At 67.2% G+C, this 22,563-nt stretch carries 25 protein-coding genes; 21 read left to right on the forward strand and 4 right to left on the reverse strand.

Features of this window, described 5'->3' with window-relative positions; genetic code table 11:
* The first annotated feature begins 80 nt into the window (after positions 1-80).
* A complete protein-coding gene (locus AC5RV3_RS01215; protein ID WP_494120607.1) occupies positions 81-857 on the forward strand; it encodes a trans-aconitate 2-methyltransferase in 777 nt (258 codons plus the stop codon).
* Between the two features lie 38 nt (positions 858-895).
* Here the strand turns inward: AC5RV3_RS01215 and AC5RV3_RS01220 are convergent, their stop codons facing one another.
* Complete coding sequence (locus tag AC5RV3_RS01220) at positions 896-1,792, reverse strand: glucose 1-dehydrogenase (protein ID WP_494120608.1); 897 nt, start codon at positions 1,790-1,792, stop codon at positions 896-898.
* A 305-nt stretch (positions 1,793-2,097) separates the two neighbouring features.
* Between AC5RV3_RS01220 and AC5RV3_RS01225 the strand changes: the two genes are divergently transcribed.
* From AC5RV3_RS01225 to AC5RV3_RS01250, 6 genes are all read left to right on the forward strand, one after another.
* A complete protein-coding gene (locus AC5RV3_RS01225; protein WP_494120609.1) occupies positions 2,098-2,310 on the forward strand; it encodes a CsbD family protein in 213 nt (70 codons plus the stop codon).
* Positions 2,311-2,636: 326 nt separating this feature from the next.
* Positions 2,637-3,050, forward strand: a complete 414-nt coding sequence (locus tag AC5RV3_RS01230; protein WP_494112760.1) for a CBS domain-containing protein — start codon at positions 2,637-2,639, stop codon at positions 3,048-3,050.
* Between the two features lie 6 nt (positions 3,051-3,056).
* Positions 3,057-3,272, forward strand: coding sequence for a hypothetical protein (locus AC5RV3_RS01235; RefSeq protein ID WP_493987309.1), 216 nt, complete (start codon positions 3,057-3,059; stop codon positions 3,270-3,272).
* Between the two features lie 249 nt (positions 3,273-3,521).
* A complete protein-coding gene (locus tag AC5RV3_RS01240) occupies positions 3,522-3,812 on the forward strand; it encodes a hypothetical protein (RefSeq protein ID WP_494112759.1) in 291 nt (96 codons plus the stop codon).
* A 176-nt stretch (positions 3,813-3,988) separates the two neighbouring features.
* A complete protein-coding gene (locus AC5RV3_RS01245) occupies positions 3,989-4,432 on the forward strand; it encodes a hypothetical protein (protein ID WP_494120610.1) in 444 nt (147 codons plus the stop codon).
* Between the two features lie 32 nt (positions 4,433-4,464).
* Positions 4,465-5,391 carry a DNA topoisomerase IB gene (locus tag AC5RV3_RS01250; protein ID WP_494121003.1) on the forward strand — a complete coding sequence of 309 codons (927 nt, stop codon included), beginning with the start codon at positions 4,465-4,467 and terminating at the stop codon, positions 5,389-5,391.
* 96 nt (positions 5,392-5,487) lie between these two features.
* Here the strand turns inward: AC5RV3_RS01250 and AC5RV3_RS01255 are convergent, their stop codons facing one another.
* Positions 5,488-6,132 (reverse strand): MBL fold metallo-hydrolase, encoded by a 645-nt coding sequence (locus AC5RV3_RS01255; RefSeq protein WP_494120611.1) that lies wholly within the window; start codon positions 6,130-6,132, stop codon positions 5,488-5,490.
* Between the two features lie 109 nt (positions 6,133-6,241).
* On the opposite strand from AC5RV3_RS01255, the gene AC5RV3_RS01260 reads away from it, so the two are divergent.
* The 14 genes from AC5RV3_RS01260 (at position 6,242) to AC5RV3_RS01325 (ending at position 20,825) form a co-directional block, all read left to right on the forward strand.
* Entirely contained in the window at positions 6,242-6,625 is a 384-nt protein-coding gene (locus AC5RV3_RS01260) for a GntR family transcriptional regulator (RefSeq protein WP_493978542.1), read from the forward strand.
* Positions 6,626-6,878: 253 nt separating this feature from the next.
* The gene (gene uvrA / locus AC5RV3_RS01265) at positions 6,879-9,725 is read left to right on the forward strand and encodes an excinuclease ABC subunit UvrA (protein ID WP_494112774.1); all 2,847 of its coding nucleotides are present in this window, start codon (positions 6,879-6,881) and stop codon (positions 9,723-9,725) included.
* A 77-nt stretch (positions 9,726-9,802) separates the two neighbouring features.
* Positions 9,803-10,525: an HAD hydrolase-like protein gene (locus AC5RV3_RS01270; protein WP_494120612.1), complete on the forward strand. Its 723-nt coding sequence runs from the start codon at positions 9,803-9,805 to the stop codon at positions 10,523-10,525.
* Positions 10,522-11,187, forward strand: coding sequence for a lysophospholipid acyltransferase family protein (locus AC5RV3_RS01275; protein ID WP_494120613.1), 666 nt, complete (start codon positions 10,522-10,524; stop codon positions 11,185-11,187). Before AC5RV3_RS01270 ends, AC5RV3_RS01275 begins: the two co-directional genes overlap by 4 nt.
* A gap of 47 nt (positions 11,188-11,234) precedes the next feature.
* Entirely contained in the window at positions 11,235-13,361 is a 2,127-nt protein-coding gene (gene uvrC, locus AC5RV3_RS01280) for an excinuclease ABC subunit UvrC (RefSeq protein ID WP_494120614.1), read from the forward strand.
* A 36-nt stretch (positions 13,362-13,397) separates the two neighbouring features.
* A complete protein-coding gene (gene rapZ / locus AC5RV3_RS01285) occupies positions 13,398-14,312 on the forward strand; it encodes an RNase adapter RapZ (RefSeq protein WP_493978538.1) in 915 nt (304 codons plus the stop codon).
* Complete coding sequence (locus AC5RV3_RS01290) at positions 14,312-15,352, forward strand: gluconeogenesis factor YvcK family protein (RefSeq protein ID WP_494120615.1); 1,041 nt, start codon at positions 14,312-14,314, stop codon at positions 15,350-15,352. Before rapZ ends, AC5RV3_RS01290 begins: the two co-directional genes overlap by 1 nt.
* A 15-nt stretch (positions 15,353-15,367) precedes the next feature.
* Positions 15,368-16,348 carry a DNA-binding protein WhiA gene (gene whiA / locus AC5RV3_RS01295; RefSeq protein ID WP_493987300.1) on the forward strand — a complete coding sequence of 327 codons (981 nt, stop codon included), beginning with the start codon at positions 15,368-15,370 and terminating at the stop codon, positions 16,346-16,348.
* Between the two features lie 134 nt (positions 16,349-16,482).
* Entirely contained in the window at positions 16,483-16,680 is a 198-nt protein-coding gene (locus AC5RV3_RS01300; RefSeq protein WP_494120616.1) for a hypothetical protein, read from the forward strand.
* An 89-nt stretch (positions 16,681-16,769) separates the two neighbouring features.
* A complete protein-coding gene (gap, locus tag AC5RV3_RS01305; protein ID WP_494112750.1) occupies positions 16,770-17,780 on the forward strand; it encodes a type I glyceraldehyde-3-phosphate dehydrogenase in 1,011 nt (336 codons plus the stop codon).
* Positions 17,781-17,815: 35 nt separating this feature from the next.
* The gene (locus AC5RV3_RS01310) at positions 17,816-19,054 is read left to right on the forward strand and encodes a phosphoglycerate kinase (RefSeq protein ID WP_494120617.1); all 1,239 of its coding nucleotides are present in this window, start codon (positions 17,816-17,818) and stop codon (positions 19,052-19,054) included.
* Positions 19,055-19,173: 119 nt separating this feature from the next.
* Positions 19,174-19,989: a triose-phosphate isomerase gene (gene tpiA, locus AC5RV3_RS01315; RefSeq protein ID WP_494120618.1), complete on the forward strand. Its 816-nt coding sequence runs from the start codon at positions 19,174-19,176 to the stop codon at positions 19,987-19,989.
* 46 nt (positions 19,990-20,035) lie between these two features.
* Positions 20,036-20,287 (forward strand): preprotein translocase subunit SecG, encoded by a 252-nt coding sequence (gene secG / locus AC5RV3_RS01320; protein ID WP_493938941.1) that lies wholly within the window; start codon positions 20,036-20,038, stop codon positions 20,285-20,287.
* 151 nt (positions 20,288-20,438) lie between these two features.
* On the forward strand, positions 20,439-20,825 hold the full coding sequence (locus tag AC5RV3_RS01325) for an RNA polymerase-binding protein RbpA (RefSeq protein ID WP_493987294.1): 387 nt from the start codon (positions 20,439-20,441) through the stop codon (positions 20,823-20,825).
* Between the two features lie 44 nt (positions 20,826-20,869).
* Here the strand turns inward: AC5RV3_RS01325 and pgl are convergent, their stop codons facing one another.
* Together pgl and AC5RV3_RS01335 are read right to left on the reverse strand one after the other, a co-directional pair.
* Positions 20,870-21,661 (reverse strand): 6-phosphogluconolactonase, encoded by a 792-nt coding sequence (gene pgl / locus AC5RV3_RS01330; RefSeq protein ID WP_494120619.1) that lies wholly within the window; start codon positions 21,659-21,661, stop codon positions 20,870-20,872.
* Complete coding sequence (locus AC5RV3_RS01335) at positions 21,651-22,535, reverse strand: glucose-6-phosphate dehydrogenase assembly protein OpcA (protein WP_494121004.1); 885 nt, start codon at positions 22,533-22,535, stop codon at positions 21,651-21,653. Before AC5RV3_RS01335 ends, pgl begins: the two co-directional genes overlap by 11 nt.
* Positions 22,536-22,563 lie beyond the last annotated feature (28 nt).

Raw genomic sequence — 22,563 nt, forward strand, 5'->3', positions numbered from 1 at the left:
GCTTAGGCGGTGGCGCCCCCGCGCCATGCGGGCACCCATAATCCTCTGCCGTGGCGGGGGCGTGGCGTAACGTACTGCCCATGCACTGGGACCCGCACAAGTATGTGGAATTCGCCGACTACCGCGACCGGCCGTTCTTTGACCTGACCGGACGGATCGCTGCCGCCGATCCCGCCGTGGTGGTGGATCTGGGCTGCGGTCCCGGCGGCCTGACGGCAGCGCTCGCCGAACGCTGGCCCGGCGCCAGCGTCACCGGAGTGGACTCCTCACCCGAGATGATCCGGCAGGCGCAGCAACGGCACACATCGCCCACGGTGAAATTCGTCGCCGGGGATATCCGTACCTGGACGCCTCCGGCAGGCCTGGACGTACTGGTTTCCAACGCCGCGCTGCAGTGGGTGCCCGGGCACCAGGACATCATGCGTTCCTGGCTGCGCGCCATGAAGCCCGGCGCCTGGCTCGCCGTGCAGGTACCGGGAAACTTTGCCGCTCCGTCGCATGCGCTCATGCGCGCGCTCGCCGGCTCACCGCGATGGCAGCGCCGGCTGGACGGAGTGCTCCGCCACGAGGACGCAGTGTCCGAGCCACAGGACTATTTCGAGCTGCTCTCGGACGAAGGCTGTGAAGCCGACGTCTGGGAAACGACCTACCAGCAGTTGCTCCACGGCGCGGATCCGGTCCTGGAATGGGTCAGGGGAACCGGCCTGCGCCCCGTCCTGGCCGCGCTCCCGGCGGCAGAAGCGGCCAAGTTCGAAGCCGAGTACGCCACGCTGCTGCGCGACGCCTACCCGGCCGGCGAACACGGGACCCTGTTCGGATTCCGGCGGATTTTCGCGGTGGGGCGCAAGCTCGGCTGAACCTGCCCTCTGGTTGCGCTCGGTGGACGGACCCCGCCTCAGGGCGTGGGAGTACCGCCGTTGACGTTCAGCGTCTCGCCGGAAACGTAGCTCGACTCCGGCGAGGCCAGGAAGACGTAGGCCGGGGCGAGTTCGGTGGGCTGCCCCGCGCGGCCCAGGGGCACATTCTTGCCGAACTCCGGCAGTTTGTCCTTCGGCTGGCCCGCGCTGACCTGCAACGGGGTCCAGAACGGGCCGGGGGCCACCGCGTTGACGCGGATGCCGCGGCTGGCCAACTGCTGGGCGAGGCCCTTGGTGAAGTTGTTGATCGCGGCCTTGGTGGAGGCATAGTCAAGCAGGACCGGCGCGGGGTTGTAGGCCTGCACGGACGTGGTGTTGATGATTGTCGAGCCCGGCGGCATGTGCGGCACCGCGGCCTTGGTGATCCAAAACATGGCAAAAACATTCGTGCGGAACGTGTCCTCGAACTGTTCGTCGCTGATGTCTTCGATCTTCTCGACGGCGATCTGGCGCCCTGCGTTGTTGACCAGGACGTCCAGCCCGCCCAGCTGTTCGACGGCATGGGCGACGAGTTCGCGGGAAGCGGCGGCGTCTGAAATGTCGCCCGGCAGCAGTACCGCCTTGCGCCCTTCCTTCTCGATCACCGAAGCGATGTGCTGTGCGTCGGACTCCTCGGCGGGCAGGTAGGACAGGGCGACGTCTGCTCCTTCCCGGGCAAAGCCGACGGCCACGGCGGCGCCGATGCCGGAGTCGGCCCCGGTGATCAGCGCCTTGCGGCCGGTCAGCCTGCCGGTGCCGCGGTACGACTGTTCGCCGCGGTCGGTCTGCGGCTCCAGGTCTTTGTCCAGCCCGGGCTCCGGCTGGCTCTGCTTGGGCGGCGAGATACTGGGAAAACGGTCAACGGGATTCTGGAAGGTGTACTGATCGGACGTCATGTCTGGCTCCCTTCTTGCGGCCGCATCGAAAGCTCCGCCGGCACCCTTGGTGCTGTGCTGGATGGAAAGGCGGGGCCGGGGCGGCCGGCATGGTCAGTATGCTGATCGTTTGCCACCCTACGCTGTCGTGCATCGGTCGTACAGCCGGCAGTTGCCGGCCCTTCTCCGTGAGGATCCGGAACGACGACGTGCACGCTGCCGGCGAACGGCCTAAGGTCAGCAAGCTTTCTACTTGGGCCGCGGCGGGGTAATCTGGGGGCTGGACCTGTAGGAAAACCTGAACCGAAAGAGGTGCTGATATGGGTATGGGCGACAAGTTCGATGCTGCGAAGGACAAGGTGACCGGCAAGGTCAACGAAGCCGTCGGCGAGGCGAGGGACGACAAGTCCCAGCAGCTGAAGGGCAAGGGCCAGCAGGTCGAGGGCGGGGCCAAAGACAAGATCGCCGATGCCAAGGCCCACCTGAACGAGGACGCCGACCGCGTTGCCGACGACACCGAAGGCGGCGCCAGGCGCTAAGCCGGTTCTTTGTCGCAGATCCCCCGTGGGCCACTGGTTCACGGGGGATCTGCCGGTTAAAGCGGTGCTGCGACTACGCAGGTTCCCGGTGTTGGCGTGTTCGGGGGGGGGGGGGGGGTCGGAACTTCCAAGGCATGGCTGCGACTGGCAATCAAAGGGATGGGACAGGAATTTCGCGCCTGCGCCGGGGGAGGCGCCGGCCGCCCTTCAATTCCCACGCAGCCTGTGGTAACTGTAAGTAACCTTATAAATCAGCTTGGCGTGCTCGTCCCTGCTGGCTGGACGGTGCGCGAAGCGGCTCGAACTACCTGAAGGGACTGATATTCGTGACTACCGCAAGGGAAATCATGACCGGTGGTGTTGAATGCATCGGAGAGAACGAGACGCTGGAGCTGGCGGCCCAAAAAATGCGGGACCTCGACGTCGGGTCGTTGCCCATCTGTGGTGAGGACAACAGGCTCAAAGGCATGGTCACGGACCGGGACATTGTGGTGAAGTGCCTGGCCGACGGAAGGGATCCGCGCACGATCAAAGCGGGCGAGCTGGGCCAGGGCAAGCCGGTGACGATCGGGGCCGATGACAGCATCGAAGAGGCCATCAGAACCATGCAGGACCACCAGGTGCGCCGGCTGCCGGTCATCGATGGACACGACCTGGTCGGAATTGTCAGCCAAGCCGATGTCGCCCGCAACTACCCGGAAGACCGCGTGGGTGAACTGGTCGAGTTCATCTCCTACTGATCCCCGGTGGCCATCATGTCGGAGCAGTTGCCGGAGGCGTATGCCAAGTACCTGGCAGGATGTGAACCAACCCAGGCCGACGCCATCCTGCCGGTGCTGAAGCAATCGGCCGCGGACGGCGAGCGCGGTGTGCTGGTGCGGTTCCTCCCCAACGAAGTACAAGCCATGGCGACCGAGGAGGTCCCGTTCGGAACGATCCGGGAAGAACGCTACGACGAATAATTCGCCGGCCCGCCGTTGGCCGGAGGCCCGGGGTGCCGTGAGCATTCCGGGCTGCAGCCTGTCAAGACCCAAGCGTAAAATTAACCGAGCCGGAGCGATATTTTGATGATTCGTTGCCGGACCGGAGAAGCGCTTGTAAGCTCGCACCAGTTGGAGCCGAAACGGCTCTCGGGCTATCTGGAGGCTGCGCATGGACAGGTTCGCTGCCGGTCGGGACGCAGGGTGCTTCGTTGGTTTGGGGCGGAACTGATGCGGCACCGCCATCTGTCACCGGCTGACGAATTTCCGGTTGACCTGGCTCCCCTTGGCGACCCCGAGCTGCTGGCGCTGTACGGCAGGGCCATGCGCCAGCTCGAGCGGGAAAGTATCCAGTACGGCGCGGCCGATCCCGAGACCGAGTTCCGCCTTGAGGAGCTGCGTGTCGAGCTCGACCGGCGGGACAGCAGGGATGCGCTGCAGGCAAGCAGGCGCCGGGTCCGCGGTTTGTATGGCAAGCCGGGGGGCGAGCCGCCGGACTCGCTGTATGACGGCACCAGCTAGGCTCTGTCGCTAGCCTTAACCCGCCGGCGGATCCCGGCGATCCGCGCCGCGGGTGGGCGTACACCCTTCCCGCGTCTGCGCCTCGGCGCTTATGCTGCTCTTCCCTACCCCCGTATGATGGGTTACAAACAGTATGCTTATCAATAGTGGGATGCAGATTGGAAGGGCAGACGATCATGATTGCCAATGACAGTTCAAGTGCCCATGCCGGCCAGGACAAGAACCGGGATCCGGGAAGCGACTTGCCTGATCCCTGGTGCTCCGCGTGCAGCACCGACGAGTACCTGGTGTTCGATGCCGTAACGCTGCTGCCGCCGCAGGCTGGAGCCCCCGCACTGCCGCGATGGGACGTCAGCTACTGGTGCAGCCGCTGCGACGGTTATTACGGGCACGAAACCTTCAAGGTGCCCGCGACGGAATCCGAAAGCGTCGGAATCGATTTCGGCGCCGAGGGCTACATGCACTGCGGGGAGCCGATGCAGCCGGTGGAACGCATCGACCACTCGATCGTTGATCCCGTGGACGCCGGCTCCCCGGAAACCGGCCCGCTCCCGACCGTGCGGGTCGACGTTGAAATCCTTCGCTGCAGCTGCGGATTCAAGATGGAGGTGCCCATCTGAGGCTAAGGCGCAGCAACATCCGTGCACCCGGCATCACCCGCCGGCGCCACGGGTCGGGGTTCTCCTACCGCAGCCCGGACGGTTCGAAGCCTGCCGGTGACGAGCTCCGAAGGATCAAGGCGTTGGCGGTCCCGCCGGCATGGTCGGATGTGTGGATCTGCCCGGCGCCCAATGGGCATATCCAAGCAGCGGGGACGGACGACGCCGGACGGCGGCAATACATCTACCATCCCCGTTGGCGGGAACTGAGGGATCGGGAAAAGTTCGACCGCTCCCTGGCCTTCGGATCCACCCTGACCACCGCGCGCCGCAAGGTGACGCGGCTGCTGAGGTCCGGGGAACAAACCCGACAGGTGGCCTGTGCTGTTGCCTTCCGCTTGCTTGACAGCGCGTCCTTGCGGATCGGCTCCGAAGTCTACGCCGAAGACAACGGATCCTACGGGGTTACTACTCTGTTGGTTCGCCACGTGCAAGTGCGGGAGGATACGGTCCGGCTGCATTTTCCCGGGAAGAGCGGGCTGCAGTGGGACGTGGAACTGAAAGATCCGGATATCGCCGTCCAGCTGGCGACGGTGCAGGGCCTGAAAGCCGACGATCCGGCCATCGGTTACCGCAACGGCACCGGACATTGGTCCGGCCTGTCGGCGTCGGAGTTGAACGAGTTTATCCACGAACTCTGCGGGCAGGAGTTCAGCGCCAAGGACTTCCGGACGTGGCAGGGGACGGTAACGGCCGCCGTGGCACTGGCCGGCTACAACGGCAGACCGAATCTCACCGGCCGGCGCAAGGCCGTGGTCGCGGCCATGCACGCCGTCTCGGAGAGGCTGGGCAATACGCCCGCCATAGCCCGCAAATCGTACGTAGATCCGCGGCTCGTCGACCGCTTCATGGCCGGACAGGTTCCGGACGCTGCAACGTACTCCGCGGCGGAACGCAGCCTGCCATCCTTCCTCGGGTGACAGGGGAGCGAAAGCAGCCCGCGGCGCTAGAATTAGAGGGCCCCGGCAGGCGGGATTCCCCCCAACGTCCACGTCTGTCGGGGTTGACGCGGCCTGCTACCAGCCGCGCGATTTCCACTCGTCCAGATGGGGCCGTTCTGCCCCGAGCGTCGTACCCGCGCCGTGGCCGGGATGGACCACCGTATCGTCCGGCAGGTAGTTGAACACCCGTTCGACCACATCGCTGTAGAGGGACGCAAACCGCTCGGGATCCTTTTGCGTATTGCCCACCCCACCCGGAAACAGCGAATCTCCGGTAAACAGGTGCGGGGGACCGTCGGGTGCGCGGTAAAGCAGCGCCACGGAACCCGGTGTGTGCCCGCGCAGCTTGATGGCTTCCAACGAGAATCCGTCGAACCGGCCGATGTCCTGATGCTCGAGCGCAACGTCAGTCCGCACTTCGATCTCAGGAATATCCTCCGCGCCCGCCGCCGTTCTGGCCCCTGTAGCGGCTACCGCCTCCGGCAAGGCCCGGACATGGTCCCAGTGGCTGTGCGTGGTCACGATAAGGGCGACCTTGGCCGGCTGGTCCGCATCCCCGGCGCCGTCACGCAGCAGTTGCGCAATGGCCGGAAAGTCGTCGGCAGCGTCAATCAACACCTGGGCGCCGGAAGTCTTGGCTGTCAGCAAATAGACGTTGTTGTCCATCTCGGAAACGGAAATGCCGCGGACCGTGACTGCAGGATCTTCGTGAAGCAACATGCTTCCCAGCCTACCGACAGTCGACCCCGACGGCTCAAGATGTCATTCTGGTTGTAGCAGTGGACAGGCAGCGGGATGCTGCGGACACGACGGGGAGTGGGCGCAGGCGATGGAAGCGAGCGAGTTTGACTGGCGGATGAACCGCGACAGCGCCGTGCCGCTCTTCGAGCAGCTGAGGCTGCGGATCATTGAAGCTGCCGACGCCGGGGAACTGCCGGTGGGCACGAAGCTGCCGCCCGTCAGGCGGCTGGCCGATCATTTGGGCGTGGTCCCGAATACCGTGGCGCGCGCCTACCGGGAGCTCGAAACTGCCGGCCGGGTGGAAACACACGGCCGTGCGGGTACCGTGGTCAGCGCCGGAGCAGGCAAGGCTCGCCAACAACTGGGTGACGCCGCCGAAGCGTTTGCCCGCGCCGTTCACGGCCAAGGCATCGGCGGCAAGGAAGCACTCGCCGCCGCCAAGGCGGCGTTGGAGCGCCACGGCATCAAGTAGGCGACGCGGCAGGCGGCCGGTGCCTCGCCGAGGGAGCCCGCGGCCCCCGGCGCACCGCCGTCGTGCCGGCGGCAGCCGAGGCAGGGCGTGCCATCGCGGACAGCAGCTGTCCGCAGAGCCCTCCGGCCGTGACCGATGTAATACAAGTTCGAACGAACTTTCGATTAGAGTAGATAACGTGCTAAAAGCAAGCGAAACGTCCGTCCCGGCGACCGATTCCGAGTCCGCCACCCCCGTTTCCCGCTCCGCGGACATGTCCCGCCTGGTAGTCAAAGGCGCCCGTGAGCATAATCTGCAGAACGTCAGCGTGGACCTGCCCCGCGACGCCATGATCGTCTTCACGGGACTGTCCGGCTCCGGCAAGTCGTCTTTGGCTTTCGATACGATCTTCGCCGAGGGCCAGCGCCGGTACGTGGAATCGCTTTCCTCCTACGCGCGGATGTTCCTGGGGCAGGTGGACAAGCCCGATGTGGACTTCATCGAAGGCTTGTCGCCGGCGGTGTCGATCGACCAGAAATCCACCAGTCGCAACCCGCGCTCTACCGTGGGAACAATCACCGAGATCTACGACTACCTGCGCCTGCTGTGGGCCCGCGTCGGCCGCCCCTTCTGCCCCCAGTGCGGTGAGCCCGTGGAGAAGCAGACCCCGCAGCAAATCGTGGACCAGCTGCAGGAGCTTCCCGATGGGACGCGCTTCCAGATCCTGGCTCCGGTGGTGCGCGGGCGCAAGGGCGAGTTCGTCGACCTGTTCAAGGAACTCAGCACCAAGGGCTTTTCCCGCGCCAAGGTGGACGGCAAGCTGGTGCAGCTGAGCGAACCGCCGAAGCTGGGGAAGCAGTACAAGCACACCATCGAGGTGGTGGTGGACCGGCTGGTCGCCAAAGAAGGCATCCATCAGCGTCTGACCGATTCGGTGGAGACCGCCCTGGCGCTGGCGGAGGGCCGCGTCCTGGCTGATTTCGTGGATGTTGCCGAGGACGAGCCGGGCCGTACGCGGGCCTTCTCGGAACACCTGGCCTGCCCGAACGAACACCCGCTCGCCATCGACGAGATCGAACCGCGCTCGTTTTCGTTCAACAATCCGTTCGGCGCCTGTCCGGCCTGCACCGGTATCGGCAGCAAGCTCGAAGTCGATGTGGACCTGGTGGTCCCGGATCCGGACCGGAGCCTGTCCGAAGGCGCCATCGCCCCGTGGTCACTCGGCAAAGCCACCCAGGAGTACTGGACCCGGCTGCTCGAGGGGCTCTCCCACGAACTGGGGTTCTCCATGGACGAGCCGTGGAAGAACCTGCCGAAAAAGGTTCGGGAAGCCGTACTGCACGGCAAGGACTTCAAGGTCGTGGTGCAGTACCGCAACCGCTTCGGCCGGGAGCGCAAATACAGCACCGGTTTCGAAGGCGCATTCCAGTACATCCACCGAAAGCATGAGGAAACCGAGTCCGAGTGGGCGAGGGACCGTTACAAGGAGTACATGCGCGAGGTGCCTTGCCCGGAGTGCAACGGCGCGCGGCTGAACCCCGCGTCGCTGTCCGTGCTGATCAACGGCAAGTCCATCGCGGAAGTGTCCGCCCTGCCGCTGCGCGAGGCAAGTTCGTTCCTGGCCGGCCTGGAGCTCTCCGCCCGCGAAACCCAGATCGCCCACCAGGTACTCATCGAGATCCAGGCGCGCCTGCGTTTCCTCCTGGACGTCGGCCTGGAGTACCTGAACCTGGAGCGCGCCGCCGGCACGTTGTCCGGCGGGGAAGCCCAGCGCATCCGGCTGGCAACGCAGATCGGCTCCGGTCTGGTCGGCGTGCTCTACGTGTTGGACGAGCCCTCGATCGGCCTGCACCAGCGGGATAACCGGCGGTTGATCGAGACCCTCACGCGGCTGCGCGACCTCGGCAACACCCTGATTGTGGTGGAGCACGACGAGGACACCATCGCCGAGGCCGACTGGATAGTGGACATCGGACCGGGCGCCGGCGAGCACGGCGGCGAAGTGGTCCACTCCGGCTCGCTGCAGGAACTGCTGGACAACACGCGATCCATCACCGGTGACTACCTGTCGGGCCGGCGCCGGATTGAACTGCCGGCCAAGCGCCGGAAGATGGACAAGAAGCGCCAAGTGAAGGTGGTCGGCGCCCGCGAAAACAATCTCCGGGGCATCGATGCGTCGTTCCCGCTGGGTATCTTCACCGCCGTCACCGGCGTCAGCGGCTCCGGAAAATCGACCCTGGTCAACGACATTCTCTACAAGGTGCTGGCCAACAAGCTTAACGGAGCCAAGCATGTTGCCGGCCGGCACACCAGGGTGGAAGGCGTGGACCAGCTGGACAAGGTTATCCACGTCGACCAGAGCCCGATTGGCCGCACGCCCCGGTCCAATCCGGCCACGTACACCGGCGTCTTCGACAACATCCGCAAGCTGTTCGCCGAAACCAACGAGGCGAAGCTCCGCGGCTACCTGCCCGGCAGGTTCTCGTTCAACGTCAAGGGCGGGCGGTGCGAGGCGTGCTCCGGCGACGGCACGCTGAAGATCGAGATGAACTTCCTGCCGGACGTCTACGTACCCTGCGAGGTCTGCCACGGTGCGCGGTACAACCGCGAGACCCTGGAAGTCCATTACAAGGGAAAGACGATCGCTGAAGTCCTGGACATGCCGATCGAGGAAGCCGCGGAATTCTTCGCCGCGTTCACCCCGATCGCGCGCCACTTGCGGACCTTGGTGGACGTCGGGCTCGGCTACGTCCGGCTCGGGCAGCCCGCCACCACGTTGTCCGGCGGTGAAGCCCAGCGCGTCAAGCTCGCCAGCGAACTGCAGCGCCGTTCGAACGGGCGGAGCATCTACGTGCTGGACGAGCCGACCACTGGCCTGCATTTCGAGGACATCCGCAAGCTGCTGCAGGTGTTGCAGGGGCTGGTGGACAAGGGCAACACTGTGATCACCATCGAGCACAACCTTGACGTGATCAAGAGTGCCGACTGGGTTTTGGACCTGGGGCCCGAGGGCGGTTCCGGCGGCGGCCAGATCATCGCCAGCGGCACGCCGGAGCAGGTAGCGGCGGTCGAGGGAAGCCACACCGGCCGTTTCCTGGCGGAGGCGCTCGGCCACAAGTGAGCCTGCCGGACGGAATAAAATATTCCCCGGCAGGAATGGATTCCGGCGGATCCGCGGATCTGTGGGAAAATGCCCGAGTGACTCAATTGCCTGCGCTGGTACTTTTCGACCTCGACGGAACCCTGGTTGACCCCGCAGGCGCTATCACCACCGGAATAGCCGGCGCCCTCGCGGCGGCCGGACTGCCGGTCCCGCCGCAGGAAGGACTCGAGTCCCTGGTGGGGCCGCCGTTGGGTGAGTCCCTGCGCCGCGCCGGCGTGCCGGAGCACCGGCTAGGCGAGGTCATCGCGTTGTACAGGGCCGGCTACCGCCGGTCCGGCATGGCGGCAAGCCGCGTGTACCCGGGCATCACCGGCCTGCTGGAGCGGCTCCTCTCCACCGGCGCGATCCTCGCTGTCGCCACGCAAAAGCCGACCGGACTGGCCCGGGACCTGCTGCGGTCGAAGGGCCTGGAACAGTACTTTGCGGGGATTTACGGAGCCGAGGGCGACGATCCCGCCCCGGCGGCGGAACCAGGACTGGGCAAGGTGCCGATCCTGCAGGCTGCGCTGGACGGCGTCACCGACGCGTTCGGCCCGGTGCTGATGGTGGGCGACCGTCTCTACGACGCTGCCGCGGCGCTCCAGCTCGGCATCCCCGCCATTGGGGTCGGCTGGGGATTCGCCGCCCCCGGGGAACTGGAAGCCGCGGGCGCTGCCGTCGTCGTGCATTCCGCCGACGAACTTGAGGCCGCCATCGGGCGGCTGACCGCCGAGCAGGAGGACGGTGTCCTGTCCGGACCCCGGGGACCGGCCGCATGAGGACGTTCGAAGCGACACGCGCCTCGTTCCGCGCCGGGTTGCGGCTCAGCTGCCGGCCGACGATCGAAGGCATCGGGAACTTTCCTGCGACCGGGCCGGTGATTGTGGCGCCGAACCACCTGTCCTTCTTCGACAGCGTCATCATCCAGGCGATGATGCCGCGCAAGGTGGCCTTCTTCGCCAAAGCCGAATACTTCACCACCCGGGGTCCCAAGGGCGCCGCGATGCGGTGGTTCTTCCACAGCGTCGGCTCGATACCGGTGGAGCGGGGCGAACAGGCGGCCAGCGTGGCTGCTCTGCAGAGCGCCCTGGACGTACTGGAACGCAACCAGGCCTTCGGGATCTATCCTGAAGGGACACGGTCCCGTGACGGCAAGCTGTACCGGGGCCGCACAGGCGTGGGGTGGCTGGCCCTCACCACCGGTGCGCCGGTGCTGCCGGTAGGGCTGATCGGCACCGAACAGCTTCAGCCCGCCGGGAGGATGATGATCCGGCCGAACCACTTCACGGTGCGGATCGGCAAGCCGTTGTACTTCAAGCGGACCGGGCCGGAGCACTCGCTGCCGGCGCGCCGGTCGGCCACCGACCAGATCATGGACGCGATAGCCGACCTGACCGGTCAGGAACGCTCGAACAGCTACAACAAGACACCGTCGGCCTGACCGGCCGGACGGCACCAGGACCCAGGCGAGGAAGGGAGTGACCGGCCATGGCTAATCCTGCTTCCTACCGTCCGCGGACGGGGGAGATCCCGACCAATCCGGGCGTCTACCGCTTCCGGGACGAACACCGCCGCGTCATCTATGTCGGCAAGGCGAAAAACCTGCGGTCACGGCTCAACAGCTACTTCGCCAGCCCCAAGAACCTGCCGCCCAGGACCCATGCAATGGTGCACACCGCGGCTTCGGTGGAGTGGACGATCGTGGGCAGCGAACTGGAGGCCATCCAGCTCGAGTACACGTGGATCAAAGAGTTCACCCCGCGCTTCAACATCATGTTCCGGGACGACAAGTCCTACCCCTACCTCGCCGTGACCATGGGGGAGAAGTTCCCGCGCGTGCAGGTGATGCGCGGCGAGCGGCGCAAGGGCGTCAAGTACTTCGGCCCGTACTACCCGGCAAAAGCGATCCGCGAGACCGTGGACACCCTGCTGCGGGTTTTCCCGGTCCGTACCTGCAGCACCGGCGTCTTCAACCGCGCCCAGCGCACCGGCCGGCCGTGCCTGCTCGGCTACATCGACAAGTGCTCGGCGCCGTGCGTGGGGCGGATCTCTCCCGAGGACCACAAGGCCCTGGCCGCCGAGTTTTGCGCGTTCATGGGCGGGGAAGCCGACCGGTTCATCCGGGCCCTGGAAAAGAAGATGGCCGCGGCAGTGGCGGAACTCGACTACGAGACGGCGGCGCGGCACCGGGACGATATCGCAGCGCTGCGCCGGGTCTTCGAACGCAATGCCGTGGTGCTCAGCGAAGACACGGACGCCGACGTTTTCGCCCTCGCCCAGGACGAACTGGAGGCGGCCGTCCAGGTCTTCCACGTCCGCGGCGGCAGGATCCGCGGCCAGCGCGGCTGGGTGGTGGAAAAGGTCGAGGACCAAAGCACCGCGGACCTGGCCGAACACCTGTTGCAACAGGTCTACGGGGACGCCGACGGGCCGGACCGGATCCCGCGCCAGGTCATGCTGCCGCAGGAACCGGAGAACGCCGCCGAACTGCAGGCCTGGCTCAGCGGACTCCGCGGCAGCAAGGTCCAGATCCACGTGCCGAAACGCGGGGACAAGGCTGCCCTGGTGTCCACCGTGAGGGAGAACGCCGAGCAGGCCCTGGCCCTGCACAAGAGCCGGCGGGCCGGCGACATCACCACGCGCTCGGCCGGCCTCCAGCAGCTGCAGGAAGCCCTGGACTTGCCCGTAGCGCTGCTGCGGATCGAGTGCTACGACATCTCCCACGTGCAGGGCACCAACGTGGTGGCCTCCATGGTGGTGGTGGAAGACGGGCTGCCGAAGAAGTCCGACTACCGCCGCTTCGCGATCACCGGCGAGGCCGCGCGCGACGATACTTCGGCGATGTACGACGTGATCAGCCGGCGGTTCCGAAACTACCTGGCGGAACAAGGTCATCGGACCGTTCCGGCGGCAACCGGTGCAGGCGAAGCCCCCGCCGGCGAGGCGGGCCTCGGCGCCGCAGGAGGAGCCGCCGCGGGGGTGTCCGGAGCCGGGCACCCCGCGCAGCCGCAAGCCGCCGCCAGCGGCGGGGACACCGCGCAGCCGCAAGCCGCCACGGACGGCGGGGACACCGCCGTCGTGCTTGAGGCGACGCTGACTCCCGCGCCCAAGACCAAGTTCGCCTACCCGCCCAACCTCGTGGTGGTGGACGGCGGGCCGCCCCAGGTGGCCGCCGCCTCCCGGGCGCTGGCCGATCTGGGCATTACCGACGTGTTCGTGGTCGGCCTGGCCAAGCGGCTGGAAGAAGTGTGGCTGCCCGACGACGATTTCCCCGTGATCCTGCCGCGCTCGTCCGAGGGGCTGTTCCTGCTGCAGCGCATCCGCGACGAGGCCCACCGGTTCGCGATTGCCTACCACCGGCAGAAGCGCGGCAAGGCCATGACGGTTTCGGTGCTGGACGGCATCCAGGGCCTGGGGCCGGCCAAACGCAAGGCGCTGCTGAAACATTTCGGCTCGGCGAAGAAACTCAAGGCGGCCACCGTCGAGGAACTGCAGCAGGTGCCCGGCATCGGCCCCGCGCTGGCGGCTTCGTTGAAGCGCCAGTTGGCTGCCGGTGCCGCGGAGGAGCCCGCACCGGCGGTGAACATGGCGACCGGCGAAATCATCGAATCTTAGTTAGGCTAGAGCTGGAATCGAGGAGTGGGGGTCGGGATGGATGGAATGACGATGACGGTGGACGAGGACTTGACGCCGGAAAAGCCGGTGGAATCCGAACTCCTGGTGGTCACCGGCATGTCCGGCGCCGGCCGGACCACGGCAGCGCACGCCCTCGAAGACCACGGCTGGTACGTGGTGGACAACCTGCCGCCGCAGATGCTGGGCACGCTGGCCGAACTGGTGTCGCGGATGCCGCAGTCGCTGCCCAAGCTTGCCGTGGTGGTGGACGTTCGCAGCCAGAGCCTGTTCCGCGACATCCGCGAGGCGCTGCATGCCCTGGCGGCGAGCGGTATCCACTACCGGGTGCTCTTCCTGGACGCCTCCGGAGACGTCCTGGTCCGCCGCTTCGAACAGGGCCGGCGGCCGCACCCGCTGCAGGGCGATGGCCGCATTTCCGACGGCATCACCGCGGAACGGGAACTGCTGAGCAGCCTCAAGGACTCCGCCGACCTGGTGGTGGATACCACCGAGATGAATGTCCACGCCCTGGCCACCGCGATCACGGAACTCTTCACCGAATCCGGCCCGATCGTCCTGCGCATCAACGTCGTCAGCTTCGGCTTCAAGTACGGGCTGCCGGTGGACGCCAACTTCGTCGCCGACGCCCGCTTCATTCCCAACCCGCACTGGGTCCCCGCGCTGCGCCCCCATACCGGGCTGGACGAGAAGGTCCGCGACTACGTGCTGGTGGACTCCGGAGCCGATGAGTTCGTCAACCGCTACGTGGACGCCCTGGAGCCCGTGCTGGAGGGCTACCGCCGAGAGAACAAGCACTACGGCACCATCGCCATCGGGTGCACGGGCGGCAAGCACCGGTCCGTCGCGGTCGCCGAGGAAATCGGGAAGCGGCTGGCCCAGTTGCCGAGCGTCAAGGTCACCGTCCAGCACCGGGACCTGGGGCGCGAATAGTGGCGATCCTGACCGGACCGATGCCGCTGGTTCCCGCCCCGGGTGCCTCCCGCAGCCGGACCGGGAAGAACGGCACGCCTCCCTCCGTGGTGGCTTTGGGCGGCGGGCACGGGCTCTCCGCGTCGCTGGGCGCGCTGCGGCTGCTCACCACGGAGTTGACCGCCATCGTCACGGTGGCCGACGACGGCGGATCTTCCGGCCGCCTGCGCGAGGAATTCGGCGTGCTCCCGCCGGGAGACCTGCGGATGGCCCTCGCGGCGCTGTGCGATGACACCGACTGGGGCCGGACCTGGCGCGATGTGATGCAGCATCGCTTCAAGTCATCCCCGGGCGCCGAGCAGTCGCTGGACAACCACGCGCTCGGAAACCTGCTGATCGTCACCCTGTGGGAGCTGCTCGGCGACCCCGTTGCCGGCCTGAAGTGGGCCGGCGCGCTGCTGGGGGCCCGCGGGGAGGTGCTGCCCATGGCCACCGTGCCGCTGACCATCGAGGGCGATGTGCTGGTGGAGGGCGACGACGGACGGCTGCGGACCGCGCTGATCTCCGGCCAGTCGCGGCTGGCAGCGGCCGGCCGGAACAGCCACGTCCACGACGTGCGCCTGCTGCCGGACGACGCCCCGGCCTGCGTCGAGGCGCTGAACGCCGTCGAATATGCCGACTGGGTGATCCTTGGGCCCGGTTCCTGGTATACCTCGGTGCTGCCGCACCTGATGCTGAAGGAGATGCGCGAAGCGCTCTGCGACACCCCGGCGCGCCGCTGCCTGACCATGAACCTGTCGGTGGACACCAAGGAAACGTCCGGGATGACGGCCTCGGACCATCTGGCTGCCGTGAGGCGCTGTGCGCCCGGGATGCGTTTCGACGTGGTGTTGGCCGATCCGACCGTGATTGACGACAAGGGGCGCTTCGAGGATGCCGCGGCAGCGCTTGGTGCACGCGTTGTCTTCGGTAGAGTAGGGAGTTCAGGCGGACGCCCCGTACACGATCCGTTGAGACTGGCGAGTGCCTACCACGACATTTTCGAAGGCCACAAGGATTAGGTAAGGAAAAGGTGCATGGCGCTGACCGCAGCAGTCAAGGATGAGCTCGCTCGCCTTGACATCAAGAAGTCCCAGGTCCGGAAGGCGGAGGTCTCGTCGACGCTCCGTTTCGCCGGCGGGCTTCACATCATTTCCGGCCGCATAGTAATCGAGGCCGAAGTTGATCTGGCTGCGACCGCCCGGCGGCTGCGCACCGCCATCTCGGAAGTGTACGGCCACAGCGGCGACATCATCGTGGTCTCCGGCGGTGCTCTGCGCCGCGGGAACCGGTACGTCGTGCGCGTGGTCAAGGACGGGGAGTCCCTCGCCAGGCAGACCGGCCTGCTGGACGGCCGCGGCCGGCCTGTTCGCGGCCTGCCGTCCGTGGTCGTGAACGGTTCGGCCGCCGACGCCGAGGCCGTCTGGCGCGGCGCCTTCCTGGCGCACGGTTCGCTGACCGAACCCGGCCGCTCTTCGGCCCTGGAAGTCACCTGCCCCGGCCCGGAAGCCGCGCTGGCGCTGGTGGGCGCGGCGCGCCGGCTGGGCATCGCGGCCAAGGCCCGGGAAGTCCGCGGCGTGGACCGGGTCGTCATCCGCGACGGCGACAGCATCGCGGCGCTCTTGACCCGGATGGGCGCCCATGATGCCCTGATGGTGTGGGAAGAACGCCGGATGCGCAAGGAAGTGCGGGCCACCGCAAACCGGCTGGCCAACTTCGACGACGCCAACCTGCGGCGCTCGGCCCAGGCCGCCGTTGCAGCGGGTGCGCGCGTGGAGCGTGCCCTCGAGATCCTCGACGACGAAGTGCCCGAGCACCTGCGGTATGCCGGTGAGCTCCGGGTGGCACACAAGCAGGCCTCCCTGGACGAGCTCGGACGTTTGGCGGACCCGCCGATGACCAAGGACGCCATCGCCGGCCGGATCCGCCGCCTGCTGGCCATGGCCGACAAGCGGGCGCTGGAGCTGCGCATCCCGGGCACCGAAGCCAACGTGACGCCGGAGATGCTGGACGACTAGGCACGGCGGTATGCCGGGCATCGCCCGGTACCGGTCAACGAAGACCGGCCCGGGAGCTGCCGGACGGACAAGCCCGTCCGGCTGGATCATTCGACCCGGCCGCAAACAGCGGTCGGGAGAAGGCGGAGGGAACCATGAGCAAGCACGAACTGCCCGGGCTTAACTTCGCTTATGCGGCCCCGGGGCCGCACCTCCCGGCGGGGATCATGGAGCCGCACCGCTCCAAGCACCACGCCGCCTACGGGACCGGCGCGGACACCGCGCCGGTACCGTCAACGGGGCCGACGTCGCCGCCCGCTTCGTCGCCGTCCGCACCGGCGCTTCCGCGCTGACCACCCCCCGGCCACGCAGGCCAAACAACATGGCACGGACCGGCGGGGGAGCCCCGCCGGCCACGGCCCCATCCACGAGGTAGAGGCTCATGACTACTCGAGTTGGAATTAATGGATTCGGCCGGATCGGCCGCAGCTACTTCCGCGCCGCCCTGGCGCAAAACACGGACCTGGAAATCGTGGCGGTCAACGACCTGACCGATGCCCACACCCTGGCCCACCTGCTCAAATACGACAGCGTCCTGGGCGTGCTGAAGGAAACGGTTGAGGTGGATGCCGGCAACCTGATCGTCGGCGGACGCAAGGTCAGCGTCCTGTCCGAAAAGGAACCGGCCGACCTGCCGTGGAGCGACCTCGGCGTCGACATCGTGATCGAATCGACCGGCAGGTTCAACAAGGGCGGCGGCGCCCGCAAGCACATCGACGCCGGTGCGAAGAAAGTCCTGATCTCGGCCCCGGCCAAGGACGAGGACATCACCATTGTGATGGGCGTCAATGACAGTGAGTACGACGCCGGTTCCCACCACCTGATTTCGAACGCCTCCTGCACCACGAACTGCCTTGCGCCGATGGCGAAGGTGCTGCACGAGACGTTCGGCATCGAGCACGGACTCATGACCACCATCCACGCCTATACCGCCGACCAGAACCTGCAGGACGGGCCGCACCGGGACTTGCGGCGCGCCCGGGCGGCGGCCATCAACCTGGTGCCGACATCAACCGGCGCAGCGAAGGCCATCGGGCAGGTCCTCCCTGAACTGCAGGGCAAGTTGGACGGCTTCGCGGTCCGTGTGCCGGTGCCGACCGGCTCAATGACCGACCTGACCGTTACGGTGTCCCGCGAAACCGATGTGGACGAGGTCAACGCGGCGTTCAAGGCGGCCGCCGGCGACCCGCACTGGGCCGGGATCATCGCGTATACCGAGGACCCCATCGTGTCCTCCGATATCGTCACAGACCCGGCCTCTTCGATCTTCGACTCGGGACTGACTAAGGTTATGGGTAATCAGGTAAAAGTTGTCGGCTGGTACGACAACGAGTGGGGCTACTCCAACCGCCTGGTGGACCTGACGACTCTGATCGCCTCAAAGCTGTCCTAGGTCCCGCCTGTCCCGTCCTCCGCACGAAGGAAGAAATGACTGCACATTCTCTTGATGCCCTGCTGGCCGCCGGGGTCCGCGGACGCCGCGTGTTGGTCCGCTCGGACCTGAACGTCCCCCTGGAGGGTGAAGTCCCGGAGCTGAAGGTGTCCGACGACGGGCGTATCCGGGCGTCCCTGCCGGTCATCACCAAGCTCGCGGAAGCCGGAGCGCGGGTCATCGTGACGGCCCACCTGGGCCGCCCCAAGGGCGCACCCGAGGAGAAGTTCTCGCTGCGCCCCGCGGTCGCCCGGCTGAAGGAACTGGCACCGGTCACGGTCAAGTTCGCCGCGGACACGGTGGGTCCGGCCGCACGGGAGGCGGCCGCCGGCCTGCAGGACGGGGAAGTGCTGGTGGTGGAGAACGTGCGGTTCGATCCTAGGGAAACCAGCAAGGACGACGCCGACCGGGAGGCCTTTGCTGCCGAACTCGCCGCCCTGACCGGTGACGACGGAGCCTACGTGGACGACGCCTTCGGCGCCGTCCACCGCAAGCATGCCTCGGTCTTCGACATCGCCCGCCGGCTTCCGGCCTACCAGGGCGACCTGGTCCGCACGGAGCTGCAGGTCCTGAACAGGCTCACCGAGGCCCCGCAGCGGCCCTATGTGGTGGTCCTGGGCGGTTCCAAGGTCTCGGACAAGCTGGCCGTGATCGAGAACCTGCTGGGCAAGGCCGACTACCTGCTGGTCGGCGGCGGCATGGTTTTCACCTTCCTGGCGGCTCAGGGCTACAAGGTCGGCTCCAGCCTGCTGGAGCAGGACCAACTGGACACCGTCCGCGGCTACCTCGCGCGCGCCAAGGAACTGGGCTGCACGTTCATCCTGCCGACCGACATCGTGGTCGCCGAGAAGTTCGCCGCCGATGCGGCCTGGGAAGTGGTTCCGGCGGACAGCATCGAGTCGGCATCGTTCGGCTCCAGCGGCATCGGCCTGGACATCGGCCCGGAGTCGGCCGAAGCCTTCGCCCACCAGGTCCACTCGGCGAACACCGTCTTCTGGAACGGTCCGATGGGCGTGTTTGAGTTCGCCGCGTTCGCCAACGGCACCCGCACGGTAGCCAAGGCCCTCACCGGGAGCGACGGCTTCACCGTCGTCGGCGGAGGCGATTCCGCCGCCGCCGTGCGTGCCCTCGGTTTTGACGACGGCGCCTTCGGACACATCTCCACCGGCGGCGGTGCCAGCCTCGAATACCTCGAGGGCAAGGAACTGCCCGGCCTGGCAGCACTGGAGGACTGATCGCAGGCACCCCTGCCGCCTCGGGCGGCAGGGGTTGCCGGTACCGCCCAAGCCCGACGGCGCCGCCCCTCAGAGCAGCACGGCGTCCACCGCGACGCCCAGAACAGATGGAGACCTCAGTGACCACCTCGACCAACGGCAAGTTCGACCGCACCCCGCTGATCGCCGGCAACTGGAAAATGAACATGGACCATGTCCAGGGCATCACCCTGTTGCAGAAACTGGCGTGGACGCTGAGCGATGCCCGGCACGACTTTGCCCGGGTCGAGGTCGCCGTCTTCCCTCCGTTCACCGACCTGCGCGGCGTGCAAACGCTGGTCAACGGCGACGACTTGAAGCTTATCTACGGCGCCCAGGACCTCTCGCCGCACGATGCCGGCGCCTACACCGGTGACATCTCCGGACAATTCCTGGCCAAGCTGGGCTGCCGGTATGTGCTGGTCGGGCATTCCGAGCGGCGCGAGATCCACGGCGAGGACGACGCGTTGCTGAACGCGAAGCTGAAGGCGGCCTACCGGCACAAGCTGACCCCGGTGCTGTGCGTGGGCGAGGGCCTCGCCGTGCGCCAGGCCGGGAACCACGTGGAGCACACGCTCGGTCAGCTGCGCGCGGATGTAGCGGGCCTGGATGCCGGGCAGGCGGCGGGGTTGGTCATCGCCTACGAACCGGTGTGGGCGATCGGCACCGGGGAAGTGGCCGGCCCCGAGGATGCCCAGGAGATGTGTGCCGCCATCCGCGCTGAGATGGCCGTCCTCTTCGATGACAGCGTGGCAGCCGGGGTACGTTTGCTCTACGGCGGCTCCGTGAAGGCGGCGAACGCGGCCGCGATCCTGAACGAGCGCGACGTGGACGGCGTGTTGGTCGGCGGCGCCAGCCTGGATGCAGGCGAATTTGCTAATATTGTCAGGTTCGAACACCACCTGCTGACAAAGTGATGTCTGCCCGCCACTGGGATATCCCGACAGCTGACGAAAGGCCACTGTGGAAGCTCTGAAGATCACGCTGCAAATCCTGCTCGGCATCACGAGCCTGCTGCTGACCCTGCTCATCCTGCTCCACAAGGGGCGCGGCGGCGGCATGTCCGACATGTTCGGCGGTGGGATGACCACCAGCCTGGGATCGTCCGGCGTCGCGGAGCGCAACCTCAACCGGTTCACCGTCGTCCTGGGGCTTGTCTGGGGCGCGGTCATCGTGGCCCTCGGCCTCATGATGCGTTTCAGCGCGGAATCCTGACCGACGCTTCCGGCGCCCGTCTCCGCGCCGGGCTCCGCTGTCTGGGTCCGACGGACCGAAGACTTCGGCCAACCCCTTAACCCATCGCTGTTCGACCCGTAGACTGGTGCCCGATGCAGGGGGCATCGATTCTTCTCAGCGGGGAGCAAACATGGTTGATCCGTCGAATTCTTTCCGCGCGGTACGGGTGGGGTCCGAGTCGGGTGCCGGGCTTGCGGGCTGGCAGGCCGTGACCGGGCGGACGGTAGTTCCGGTGACCAAGGTTCCTGTCACGTATTGGTGTCCGAAGGGGCACCAGACCACACCGGTCTTCGCCAATCTCAGCGAAGCCGACATCCCGCCGTCGTGGGACTGCCCGCACTGCGGCCAGACAGCAGCCAGGGAACCGGGCGGGTACACCACCGAAGCCCGCAGCAGCGACGAGCCCTACAAGAGCCACCTGGAGTACGCGAAGGAACGGCGCAGCCCGGACGAGGCGGAGGCCGTGGTGGAACAGGCGCTCGAGAAGTTGCGGCGACGGCGTCGAGAGGCGCGCTAGCGGGCCGAACCCACCGGCAATGCCGGGCGCCGGAGGAACCGCTGTTAGCCGTCGCCTCTTTCGGTCGCGGACAGCAGCGCGTGCGGCAGCTTGGACGCGGCGTCCTGGTCCAGCAGCCACACGGTGCGCTTGCGCCCGCGCGCACCGGCGGCGGGAACCTGCACCGGGTTGGCGCCGGCCAGGGCCAGTCCCACGGCACCGGCCTTGTCCTGGCCGCCCACCACCAACCAGACCTCGTCCGCGGAGTTGATCGCCGGCAGCGTCAGGGACACGCGCTCCGGCGGGGGTTTCGGAGCATCGGTCTCGCCGACCACCGAACGCTCTTCCTCGCGGATGCCGCCCATCTCGGGAAACAGCGATGCGATGTGGGCATCAGGACCGACGCCCAGCAACAGCACGTCGAATCTGGGCACCGGGCCGCTCGTGCCCTCTTCGGCCGCGGCCTGCCGCAACGCGGCGGAATAGGCCGCGGCTGCAGCGTCCGGGTTGGCGTGTTCGCCGGCCGCACCGAAGGGGTGCACCCGGTGCGGGTCCAGGGGGAGCGCGTCCAGCAGCGCTTCGCGGGCTTGCCGTTCGTTGCGGTCCTGGCTGTCCTTGGCGACGAACCGCTCGTCGCCCCACCAGATGTTGACCTTGGACCAATCGAAGCCGGCGGGGGTGTCGACGGCGGCGACCGCCTTCAACGTGTTGATGCCCAGGCTGCCGCCGGTGAGCACCACGGTGGCATCGCCGCGCTCGGCCTGGGCCGCCGCCAGACGCTCCACCAGCCTCCGGGCAGCCGAGCCGGCGACGGCGGCGGTGTCGGAATGGACTACGACGTGTGGGTCAGCGGTCACTGCGGCGCACGCTCCTCAAATTGGTCCGGGGTAATCCATGGATCAGCACCTCGCCGAACACTTCGTCCGGGTCCAGCCGGCGGAGTTCTTCGGCCAGGCATTCCTCCAGCGGACGGCGCGGCAGCGTAATGCGCTGCACCGGCAGTCCGGGCATGATGAGTTCGGCCACGGACGGGCCGGGACGCAGGATCCGGATGTCGCCGGTCGTCCGGGAGATGCGCACGCCCCTGATGCCGGTCCCCGCCGTGTCCTCCACGATGGTCACCGGCGCGTTCAGGGCCAGCGTCAGCCACGCCGCCAAGAGGACGGTGCTGGGGGAGTCGGAGGCGCCCTCCACGGCAACCGAGGTGACCGGAGCGGGTTCCAGCTGGTCAAAGACGGCGGCCAACTGGACGCGCCAACTGGTCAACCGCGTCCAGGCCAGGTCCGTGTCCCCGGCGGTATAAGTCTCGCGCAGGCTGAACAGTGCCTGCTGCGGGTCGGGCTCCCTGTCGGAATCGGTGATGCGGCGGTGCGCAATCCGGCCGATGGACGTGCGCGAAGCATCCTTCGGCATGCCGTGCGGCCACCACGCGACGATCGGGGCATCGGGCAGCAGCAGGGCAGCCACGAGGGACTCGCTTTCGGCTGCCAGCTGGCCGTAGCCGTACAGCACCACCACTTCGGCTGCTCCGGCATCGCCGCCGACCCGGATTTGGGCATCCAGCTTGGTCTTCGCCTCCGACCCCGCATCGACCAGGGCAATGATCCGGCAGGGATGTTCCCGGCTGGCGGCGTTGGCGGCGTAGATTGCTTCTTCTTCGTAGCCCAGCGAGGTCACGACCACCAGGGTCAGCACGCGCCCCAGGGCCACCACGCCGCCTTGCTCCCGCATGGCCACGATTTCCTTCGAGACCTTCGAC

The sequence above is a fragment of the Arthrobacter sp. Y3221114 genome (assembly GCF_059092625.1).